The organism is Tepidiforma sp. (genome assembly GCF_034432735.1).
GTDB lineage: Bacteria > Chloroflexota > Dehalococcoidia > Tepidiformales > Tepidiformaceae > Tepidiforma.
This window is the reverse complement of the sequence record NZ_DAOUBJ010000061.1, coordinates 1-7,841: the sequence shown is the minus strand read 5'-3', so window position 1 is coordinate 7,841 and position 7,841 is coordinate 1. Positions and strand designations below refer to the sequence as shown.

Sequence of the window (7,841 nt, the reverse complement as noted above, 5' to 3'; positions counted from 1 at the left end):
CGATTCCAACGCGAGGAGGTTCCCATGCACCGGAACCGCTTCCTGGCGGCCTCCGCAGCCCTCCTGGGCCTCGCCGCCCTCGCTCCCATCGCGACCGTCCTCGGCGATGACGCCGGCCCCGGCAGCCGCATCGAATCCGCTACCGCTCTCACCACCACGTTTACCTACCAGGGCCGCCTGACCGACGCCGGAAGCCCCGCCAACGGCACCTACGACCTTCGCTTCATCCTCTACGACGCCGAGACCGGCGGTGCCCAGGTCGGCAGCATCGTCACCAAAGACGACGTCGCCGTCGCCAACGGCCTCTTCTCCGTCGAACTCGATTTCGGCGCCAACGCCTTCCGCGGCGACGCCCGTTGGCTCGAGATCGCCGTCCGGCCCGGCAGCTCCACCGGTGCCTACACCGTCCTCTCCCCTCGCCAGCCCGTCAGCCCCACCCCCTACGCCCTCTACGCCGCCACCGCCGGGAACCTCGCCGTCCCCCTCGCCATCTCCGGCAGCTCCGCCGGCGCCCCCGCCACACCCGAAGGGCTCGTCACCGTCAACCAATCCGGGACAGGCATCGCCATCGCCGCCAACCGCACCACCACCGACTCCGCCCAGTACCCCGCCCTCCTCGGCACCAACAGCGGCGGAGGGGCCGGCGTCCAGGGCGAATCCACCGCCGCCAACGGCATCGGAGTCCGCGGCTTCGCCCCCAACGGCACAGCCGCCGCCTTCTCCGGGCCCGTCGCTCTCGACCTCGACGGCGCCCTCAAAGCCTCCGGCGCTGCACCCTTCGCATTCCAACACACCGTCATCCTCTCCGGCACCGGCAGCACCACCTGCCCCGCCACCTCCAACGCCGTCTCGTACATCACCGACCCACAAGTCATGGGCAAAGCCAACCTCCTCCTCTTCGTCACCCTCGCCAATCCCGGCGGAACCCCACTGACAGCGCCCGTCGGCGTCGCGTACCAGTCCATAGCCCCACCCGGCTGCTCCGCCCTCCTCGGTGCGTGGGCGCTCTATACCACCGACGGCTCCAGCCTCCCCAACAACGCAAAATTCAACATCCTGGTCATCACCAAATGAATCCTCCCACCCGCCGCGCAGCCGCCCTCGCTGCCGCAGCGTTCGCCGGCGGGGCAATCATCCTCGCTGCCGTGGCCCAGGTCTCGAGTGGCTCCTACGAGCTCTGGTGGCGAACCACCACCGGTGGCGCCCGGTCCACCGGCGGCAACTACGAAGTCCGCGCCGCCATCGGCCAGCCCCTCGCTGGCCGCTCCACCGGTGGCTCCTACACCGTCACCTCCGGGTTCTACCCTGGGGGCGGCCAGGACAAGTACCTGCGCTACCTCCCCCAGCTCGCAAAAGACGGAACCGACTGAACCCCCGCCCAGCACCCGCCTTCACCGAGGCCGCAGCCAGTGGGAGAGGCTGCGGCCCTCCCCTTTCCCCACGACCTCCCCCGCTCATCCCTGTTCCATCGCCGACATCTCCGCCCCGCTCCACTCCGGCGGCCACGAGACCACCGATGGATACCGCCTCACCACCGGCGGCAGCGCCAGTCCCTCGCCCGTACCACAGTATTTCGCAACCAGCTCCCGGAAGCGCCCCAGCTTCGCCTCGAAATCCCCGATCCCCGGCCGCACGTGGTACATCCATGCGAAATCGGCCGCCACGTCATCGAGAGGCCGCGGCTCGAACCGCTGCGGTGGCAACGGCTCCACCCGCACTCGGCGCCCCATCGCCAGCAGTAGCGCCAAAAGCTCGCGCAGCGCCGGCAGTTCACGAAAGTCACTCCCCCAAAGCTCCCGCCAGAGACCCGGGATCGGCGTGTTCGGCGCCCGATCGAACGCCACCACCACACACGTCCGCCGCGTGTGTCGCTCCATCGCCAGGAGAAACCCCAGCGGCTCATCCACCGCATAGAGCACATTCGCCGCCAGCGACACATCGGCATCGGGCACAGCCCCGGCCATCGAAGGCGGCCACGTCAGATCGATCACCGTAATGTTCCCCCGCCCCGCCTCGCGTGCCGCCTCCGCGAGCCCTTCACGCATCGAAGGCGAAGGCTCCACCGCAACCACCCGCCCCACGTGCCCTGCAAGCGGAACCGCGAACCTCCCAGCCCCCGCCCCGATGTCCAACCACGTATCCCCCGGCTGCGCCAGCGCCAGCAACACCCCCAGCTCCGGGAGCGGCGTACGCCCAGGCCGAAAACTCGACGCGCGGCTCGCCCAATAGTCGTCTCCCGGCGGGCGCTCACCCTCGATCGCCTCGATCGCCGCCCGGTTCGCCAGCACCAGCTCCCGGTACGCCGCCGCCGCCTCCTCGACCGTCGGCCGGAGCGTCACACGATCAGCCACCCCGGCCCCCTGCTCGCCGAATGCCCGAAAAACCAGCGACCCGAAAGAAAAACTGGGGCGAGCGGTGGGATTCGAACCCACGATCTTCTGAGCCACAATCAGACGCGTTAACCACTACGCTACGCCCGCCATGGCGCACCCCCATCCTACCAGCACCCCCGGCATTGGCGCCACGCGCTCCACCCCCACTAATACCGCGAAACGTTCAGCTCGTCCATGTGCCCCGTCACCGTATACACCACCCGTTCGCAGATGTTCGTGCAGCGGTCCGCGATACGCTCCAGGTTGTGCGCCGTCCAGAGCAAATACGTATTCCGCTGGATCGTCGCTGGGTTCGCGATCATCGCCGAGATGCAATCCTCGTAGACACTATCCTGGAGCCGATCCACCTCATCGTCCGCCCCGCAGATCTGCCGCGCTGAATCCACGTCCAGCTCGATGTACGCCTTCAGCGAATCGCGCAGCATCGCCACCGCCCGGTCCGCCATCGCAGGGATATAGCCCAGCTTGCGCGGCAGCGGTTCCGGCTCCATCAGCGTATTGATCCGGGCGATGCCCTCCGCGTGGTCAGCGATCCGCTCCAAGTCCGTAATGATGTAGAGCACACTCGCCACGGCCCGAAGGTCCGTCGCCATCGGCTGCTGCGAAGCGATAACGAAAATCGCCCGCTCCTCGATCTCGAACCGCTTCCGGTTGATCCGCTGATCGTCCTCGATGATCCGTCGCGACCACTCCACGTCCCCATCGCGCAGCGATTCCAGGGCATCGAGGATGGCCTTCTCCGCCATCGAACCCAGCGTCAGGACATCGTCCTGCAGCTGGCGCATCTCCGCGTTGAACAGGTCCCTGGTCATCCCCACGCCCCCTTGTGCGCCAAGGCGTCAGCCAAAGCGGCCGCTGATGTAATCCTCCGTCCTCCGATCCTTCGGAGTCGTGAAGAGTTCCTCGGTGGGCCCGTATTCTATCAGCTGCCCGGCAACCTGCTCGTCCGTCAGCATGAACGCCGTGTAGTCCGAGACACGCGCAGCCTGCTGCATATTGTGCGTCACGATCACGATCGTGTAGTCCCGCACCAGTTCCCGCATCAAATCCTCGATCTTCAGCGTCGCAATTGGGTCGAGTGCCGAGCACGGCTCGTCCATCAGAATCACATCCGGCTGATTCGCGATCGCCCGCGCAATGCAGAGCCGCTGCTGCTGCCCGCCAGAAAGCGCCAGCCCGCTCTTCCGCAAATCGTCCTTCACCTCGTCCCAGAGCGCCGCCCGCCGCAGCGACCGCTCCACGAGTTCGTCCAGATTCCCCCGGTACCCATTCACCCGCGCCCCGAACGCCACGTTATCGTAAATCGACTTCGGGAACGGATTCGGCTTCTGGAACACCATCCCGATCCGACGGCGTACCTCCACCGGGTCGATCTCCGGCCCGTACAAATTCACCCCCCGCTAGTACACCGCCCCCTCGATCCGCACCGAAGGGATCAGATCGTTCATCCGGTTGATGCACCGCAAAAGCGTGCTCTTCCCACAGCCCGAGGGCCCGATCAAGGCCGTGATCTTCTTCGCCGGAATCTTCAAGCTCACATTCGTCAGCGCCTGCTTCTTCCCGTACCACAGGCTCAGCCGTTCGAACTCGATCGCGATGTCGCCCTCAGGCTCGAAAAGCGCGGCAGGCTGCGCCTGCACCTGCGGGCGCTCCAGCGTCTCCTCCGCCGCGCGCTGTCCGACAGACGCCGGCCGAAGGTCCAGTCTGTTGCTCATCTCTCCTATCCTCCCGCCGGCGCCTAGAACTTCCGCCGGAACCTTTCGCGAATGATGACCGCAATCAGGTTAAGGCCGAACACCAGCACCATCAGCACGATGATCCCCGCTGCAGCGTTCGCCCGGAACGCCTCCTGCGGCAGAATCGTCCAGTTGTAAATCTGGATCGGCACCGTCGTAAAACTCTGGTTCAGGCCCGTGTTGTCGAACGCGATGAACGCGAACGCACCGATCATGATGAGCGCCGCCGTCTCGCCCGCCGCCCTCGCGAGCGCCAGAATCACGCCCGTCATAATCCCCGGCATCGCACCCGGCAAGATGTGATGCCACACCGTCTGCCACTGCGTCGCCCCCAAAGCCAACGAACCGTCACGAATGCTCGGCGGCACCTGACGAATCGCCTCCACCGAGGCAATGATCGTCATCGGCAAAATCATCAACGTCAGCGTCAGCGCACCGGCCAGGATCGTCGGCCCCAACTGCGGGAACACCGTCACACCGAACACCTCGAACCCCCGCACGAATACCGCCAGCCCCAGAATGCCGTAGATAATGCTCGGCACCCCGGCAAGATTCGTGATGTTCACCCGCACCAGCTCCGTGAACCAGTTCCGCGGCGCGAACTCCTCGATGAACACGGCCGAGCCGATCGCCAACGGAACCGCCAGCACGATCACCGCCCCCATCAGCCACGACCAGCCCAAAAGCGACGACCGCAGCCCCGCCTGCTCCGCCCGCCGCGACGGATACGACGTCAAAAAATCCATGTTCAGGCGGTCCCACCCCAGACGGATCACGTCGTACGTCAGGTACGCCAGAATCACCACCGCCAACATCGTCGCAGCGAAAAGCACCCAGCGAGACGCCCGCGAATAGAATTGCCGGCGCGCCACATGCCCCGTCGCCTTCAGCACGAACTCCCCCGCCGCGCTCGTCGCACTCATTCGTACTGCTCCTTGAAGCGCTTCACGATCATCCCCGCCGCCACATTGGCAATCAGCGTGAACACGAACAGCGTCGAACCCACCGCAAAGATCGAGGTGTAATCGATCGTTCCCCGGGCCGAATCCCCCAGCCCGATCTGCAGCATGTAGCCCGTCATCGTCTGGACCGAATTCAACGGATTCAGCGTCAGCTGTGGCGTCGAGCCCGCCGCCACCGCCACGATCATCGTCTCACCGATCACCCGCGCCACCGCCAACAGCACCGCCGCGATGATGCCCCCGAGCGCCGCCGGAAATACCACCCGGAACGCCACCTCCAACCGCGTCGCCCCGAGGCCGTACGCCCCCTCCCGAAGCTCCCGCGGCACATTCGACATCGCATCCTCGGAGACCGACGCGATCGTCGGCAGAATCATGATCGCCATCACGATGCTCGCACTCAGCGCATTGAAAATCGGGACCCGGTCCTGCCCCAGCAGCGGCCGCAGAAATTCCTGCGTCACCACCGTCAACGCGAAAAACGCATAGACCACCGTCGGAACCCCCGCCAGCGCCTCCACCACCGGTTTCATCACGCGCCGCGTATTCGGGTGCGCATACTCGCTCAAATACACCGCCGTCGCCAGCCCCAGCGGTAGCGCAATCACCATCGACCACAGCAGCACATTGAGCGTCCCGAACACCAGCGGCCAAATCCCAAAATGCGTCGGCTCGAACTGTGGCGTCCACTTCGTGTCCAGCAAAAAGTCGCGAAGCGAAACCTCCGCAAAAAACGCCCGCGTCTCGTCCGCCAGCGTCAACACAATCAGGACGGTCGTGACCATCGACACCGTCCCGCACAGCCAGAGCGAAAGAACGATCACCCGCTCCCAGAGCGCCTTGTTCCAGCGCTTCCTCAGCGCCCTCTCCAGCTCGGCCCCTCGTAAACCCAACGGCGATTCCGAAACTGCCGTCACGCTTTGCTGCATCTCACCGCCTCGCAAATTCTGCCGGCTCCCGCCAGAACAATCGTTACCGTCACCGAACTCCCGTGCAACGCAGACACACCCCGTAGGAATCCGACGGGGCAAGGGCAGCGGACGCTGCCCTTGCCTCGCACTGGCGCACCCACGGGAGCGACAGGCTTCCAATCGGTCACTTCAGCTCCGCAGGCAGGAACGGCTCCACCTTCGCCTGCTGCTGCTTCAGCATGTCGGGCGGAAGGCTGATGTAGCCAACGTCCTTGGCAAGCTCCTCCATGTTGTCCACGTAGAACTTGACAAAGCCCAGGACATCCTTCCGCTCGCTCAAAAGCGGCTTCGTCGTATAGATGAACAACGGTCGGCTCAGCGGCGTGTACTTCCCAGAGATCGCGTTCTCGAACGTCGGAGCCACGCACCCCTTCCCGCCATCGATCTCCACCGCCTTCAGCAACTTGCCCGCCTCCTCGAAGTACGCAAAGCCGAAGTAGCCGAGAGCGTACTTGTTCCCCTCCACGCCCTTCACGAGGATATTGTCATCCTCCGAAGACGTCGCGTTCGGGCCCGTCGGGCGGTGAGCAGGTTCGTTCCTCTCCGACCCACGGAGCTTGATCGCCTCCTTGAAGTAGTCGAACGTCCCCGAATCGGTGCCGGGGAAGAAGAACCGAATCGTCTCGTTCGGCCAGCTCGGGTCCAGGTCGCTCCACTTGATCGGAGTCCCCCCCTCGTCAGCTTGGAACGCCTTCTGCACCTGCGCCGTCGTCATGCACTTCGCCCACGTATTCTGCGGGTTCACCACGACCGTCAGCGCATCGATCGCTACCTGGATCTCCACCAGGTCCGATTCCGGAATGCCATTCGCAGCGCACGCATCCTTCTCCTTCTGCGTGATCGGCCGCGAGGCATTCGAAACATCGATCTCCTTCCGGCAGAACTTCTCGAAACCGCCCCCCGTTCCCGAGAGCGCAACCTTCGCCTGCACACCCTTCGCCACCTTGCTGAACTCCTCCGCCACCGCCTGAGAAACTGGGAACACCGTCGAAGAGCCGTCGACACGCACGTCGCCTTTCAGGCTCTCGTACCAAGCCTTCAGCTTGTCCGCTTGAGATGACGGTTTCGTCGCAGCTGGCGTCTGCCCACCGGTCGGCGTCTCGCCACCCGAGCCGCCATCGTCGTCATCGCCACCGCACGCCACGGCAACGAACGCTACGAGCGAAACGAGCGCCGCGAATACCAGCGCCCATTTCCCTCCCCTACGGAATCGAAGCATCACGTATCTCCCCTGAAGTCAGTATGGTTGGTGCTTCGCGCCGCATCGTCCCCCCGCGCCTTTAACCCCGGTTTAACGCCCCACCAGACTGCGAAACCTCCAAGATTCGACGTTTTACACACCGTTTGCACCCCACGGCAGAAACCAGCCCACCCAACCCCCAAGATCGCCATCGGTAGCGGGTGGACGACGGCCCCGCCTCGCTGCCACCCCCTCAGCACGCCAGGGGCCCACAGCCCGCCAGTCCCCCGTCCCGGCTCCGCCGGGTGGCAGGCTCAGGGCCCCCGGCGCATACTCCTACCGAAACCCCCGGCCAAAGGCGCCCATGGCCCAGAAAATCCTCCTCGTCGACGACGAAGCCAACATCCGCGACCTCAATGCCCTCTACCTCGAAAAAGAAGGCTACACCGTCGAACACGCCGCCGACGGCCGCGAAGCCATCACCCGCTTCCAACAATCCCCGCCCGCCCTCGTCGTCCTCGACATCATGATGCCCGGCCTCGATGGCTTCGAAGTCCTCCGCGAACTCCGCCGCGAAAGCGACGTCCCCGTCATCATGC

At 65.1% G+C, this 7,841-nt stretch carries 7 protein-coding genes, 1 tRNA gene and 2 pseudogenes; 3 read left to right on the top strand and 7 right to left on the bottom strand.

Annotated elements, in window-relative coordinates; translation table 11 throughout:
- Together VAE53_RS06330 and VAE53_RS06325 are read left to right on the top strand one after the other, a co-directional pair.
- Positions 1-1,074, top strand: a pseudogene (locus VAE53_RS06330) (hypothetical protein); the annotation flags it as partial.
- Positions 1,071-1,370, top strand: a complete 300-nt coding sequence (locus VAE53_RS06325) for a hypothetical protein (RefSeq protein WP_322818525.1) — start codon at positions 1,071-1,073, stop codon at positions 1,368-1,370. The pseudogene VAE53_RS06330 and the gene VAE53_RS06325, both read left to right, overlap by 4 nt.
- Positions 1,371-1,454: 84 nt before the next feature.
- Here VAE53_RS06325 and VAE53_RS06320 read toward each other — a convergent pair whose 3' ends face one another.
- The 7 genes and pseudogenes from VAE53_RS06320 to VAE53_RS06290 all read right to left on the bottom strand — a co-directional run bounded on the left by VAE53_RS06320 (position 1,455) and on the right by VAE53_RS06290 (position 7,281).
- Positions 1,455-2,351 carry a class I SAM-dependent methyltransferase gene (locus VAE53_RS06320; RefSeq protein WP_322818524.1) on the bottom strand — a complete coding sequence of 299 codons (897 nt, stop codon included), beginning with the start codon at positions 2,349-2,351 and terminating at the stop codon, positions 1,455-1,457.
- Between the two features lie 53 nt (positions 2,352-2,404).
- A tRNA-His gene (locus tag VAE53_RS06315) sits at positions 2,405-2,480 on the bottom strand.
- A 59-nt stretch (positions 2,481-2,539) separates the two neighbouring features.
- Complete coding sequence (gene phoU / locus VAE53_RS06310) at positions 2,540-3,205, bottom strand: phosphate signaling complex protein PhoU (RefSeq protein ID WP_322818523.1); 666 nt, start codon at positions 3,203-3,205, stop codon at positions 2,540-2,542.
- 27 nt (positions 3,206-3,232) lie between these two features.
- A pseudogene (pstB, locus tag VAE53_RS06305) lies at positions 3,233-4,033 on the bottom strand (phosphate ABC transporter ATP-binding protein PstB).
- A 98-nt stretch (positions 4,034-4,131) separates the two neighbouring features.
- Positions 4,132-5,052: a phosphate ABC transporter permease PstA gene (pstA, locus tag VAE53_RS06300; RefSeq protein ID WP_322818522.1), complete on the bottom strand. Its 921-nt coding sequence runs from the start codon at positions 5,050-5,052 to the stop codon at positions 4,132-4,134.
- Positions 5,049-6,020: a phosphate ABC transporter permease subunit PstC gene (gene pstC, locus VAE53_RS06295; protein ID WP_322818521.1), complete on the bottom strand. Its 972-nt coding sequence runs from the start codon at positions 6,018-6,020 to the stop codon at positions 5,049-5,051. Before pstC ends, pstA begins: the two co-directional genes overlap by 4 nt.
- Before the next feature lie 166 nt (positions 6,021-6,186).
- The gene (locus VAE53_RS06290) at positions 6,187-7,281 is read right to left on the bottom strand and encodes a PstS family phosphate ABC transporter substrate-binding protein (RefSeq protein WP_322818520.1); all 1,095 of its coding nucleotides are present in this window, start codon (positions 7,279-7,281) and stop codon (positions 6,187-6,189) included.
- A gap of 325 nt (positions 7,282-7,606) precedes the next feature.
- Here VAE53_RS06290 and VAE53_RS06285 point away from each other — a divergent pair.
- On the top strand, positions 7,607-7,841 hold a 235-nt coding region (locus VAE53_RS06285; RefSeq protein ID WP_322818519.1), incomplete at its 3' end, for a response regulator.

What these genes read in the sequence shown, in the direction of transcription:
- pstA (WP_322818522.1), bottom strand. Translation starts at nt 5,052, where the DNA reads ATGAGTGCGACGAGCGCGGCGGGGGAGTTCGTGCTGAAGGCGACGGGG.
- VAE53_RS06290 (WP_322818520.1), bottom strand. Translation starts at nt 7,281, where the DNA reads ATGCTTCGATTCCGTAGGGGAGGGAAATGGGCGCTGGTATTCGCGGCG.
- phoU (WP_322818523.1), bottom strand. Translation starts at nt 3,205, where the DNA reads ATGACCAGGGACCTGTTCAACGCGGAGATGCGCCAGCTGCAGGACGAT.
- pstC (WP_322818521.1), bottom strand. Translation starts at nt 6,020, where the DNA reads ATGCAGCAAAGCGTGACGGCAGTTTCGGAATCGCCGTTGGGTTTACGA.
- VAE53_RS06325 (WP_322818525.1), top strand. Translation starts at nt 1,071, where the DNA reads ATGAATCCTCCCACCCGCCGCGCAGCCGCCCTCGCTGCCGCAGCGTTC.